The sequence below is a fragment of the Streptomyces sp. NPDC002690 genome, assembly GCF_053592415.1.
This window is the reverse complement of the sequence record NZ_JBSFVR010000709.1, coordinates 1-1,537: the sequence shown is the minus strand read 5'-3', so window position 1 is coordinate 1,537 and position 1,537 is coordinate 1. Positions and strand designations below refer to the sequence as shown.

The window sequence follows — 1,537 nt, the reverse complement described above, 5'->3', positions numbered from 1 at the left end:
CCTCGTTCGCGGGGGTCGCGCTGACCGCGGACTCCGGGATGTCCTGGACGCTGCCCCGGCTGATCGGGCCGAGAGTCACCGCGGGTGTAATCCCAGGCCCGGGTGTAGCCGACGTATCCCTGGGGCCAGGGCGCGCTCTCCACCTTCCTGCGGGACGGCTCCACGCACCCGCCGCTCCCGGGTGACAGCGAGCTCACCACGGGCAGGGGCTCGTCGTCCCGCCCTTCCGCGACGGCGGGAGGCGCCCCCACGGCGGCCAGAAGCCCGATCGCGAGAAGCCCGATCGTGGGAAGCCTCGCGAGGGTGAGGGTCTCGCGCGACCGGCTCGACTGCGGGACCCCACCCTCCGCACGGCGGCCCGGTCGCGGGCTCCTCAGCACGTGAGGTCCTCGGGCAGCAGGATGCTGAGGTCCTCCACCGTCGCCTCCGGCATCGCGCTGAGCCGGCCCGCCTGACGCGTGAGCATCCGCTCCAGCACCGTGCGCGCGTACCGGGCGTTGCCGAAGGCCGGTCCGCGCTCCACGCCGGCGAAGTGCGCGCGCAGCAGCTCCCGCGTCCCGGGCGCGCAGACGTACTTCTCCCGTGCGCACATCCCGGTGACGATGTCCACGAGTTCGTCGGCATCGTAGGAGGCGAAGGGCACGCTGCGGCCGAAACGCGAGGCCAGGCCGGGGTTGGAGGCCAGGAAGCGCTCCATCTCGGGGCCGTACCCGGCGACCACCACCGCCGTGTCGTCGCGGTGGTCCTCCATCAGCTTCAGCAGGGTGTCGACCGCCTCCCGGCCGAAGTCCGAACCGCCGGCTCCGTCGGGGGTCAGGGTGTACGCCTCGTCGACGAAGAGCACTCCACCACGCGCCCGTCCGAAGGCTTCCGCGGTGAGCTGCGCGGTGTGGCCGACGTACCGCCCGACCAGGTCGGTGCGGGCGACCTCCACCAGTTGCCCGCGGGGCAGAACGCCGAGGGCGCCGAGCAGTTCCCCGTACAGGCGGGCCACCGAGGTCTTGCCCGTCCCGGGCGGTCCCGTGAACACCAGGTGGTGGCCGATCGCCGGTGCGGGCAGCCCGTTCTCCCGGCGCCTGCGGGCGGTGGTCAGGAGGTTCACCAGGTCCTGGACCTCGCTCTTCACGCCGGCCAGCCCCGTCAGTGCGGACAGCCGGCCGAGGGCGGCCTCCAGGCGTCCGGCGTCGCCGCCCGGTCCCCCGCCGCCCCCCGCGGCGGCAGCCGCGGCCTCCCCGACGTCCGAGGGCAGCAGCAGCGACAGCTCCTCCTCCGACACCGTCTCGTTCCCGGCGAGCCTGAGTGCCTGCCTGTCCACCATCTCCTCGAAGGTCCGCCGCGCCTCCCGGGCGTTGCCGAAGGACTCGTCACGCGTCATCCGGGCGAAGTGCGGTACGAGGGCGCGCCGGGTGTCCTCCGGCAGCGTCAGCCGGCTGCGCGCGCAGGGGTACCTCGCAGCGTCCGAAGGGTGTCGATCTCTGGTCCCGCGCCGACAAGGCGTGCCGTGTCATCGGCCCGATGGGCAGCGGAAAGACGATGA

Annotated in this window: 1 pseudogene; it reads right to left on the bottom strand. The window is 73.6% G+C overall.

Annotated elements, in window-relative coordinates:
* Positions 1–373 precede the first annotated feature (373 nt).
* Positions 374–1,441: pseudogene (locus ACWD3D_RS36900) on the bottom strand (AAA family ATPase); the annotation flags it as partial.
* Positions 1,442–1,537: the final 96 nt, after the last annotated feature.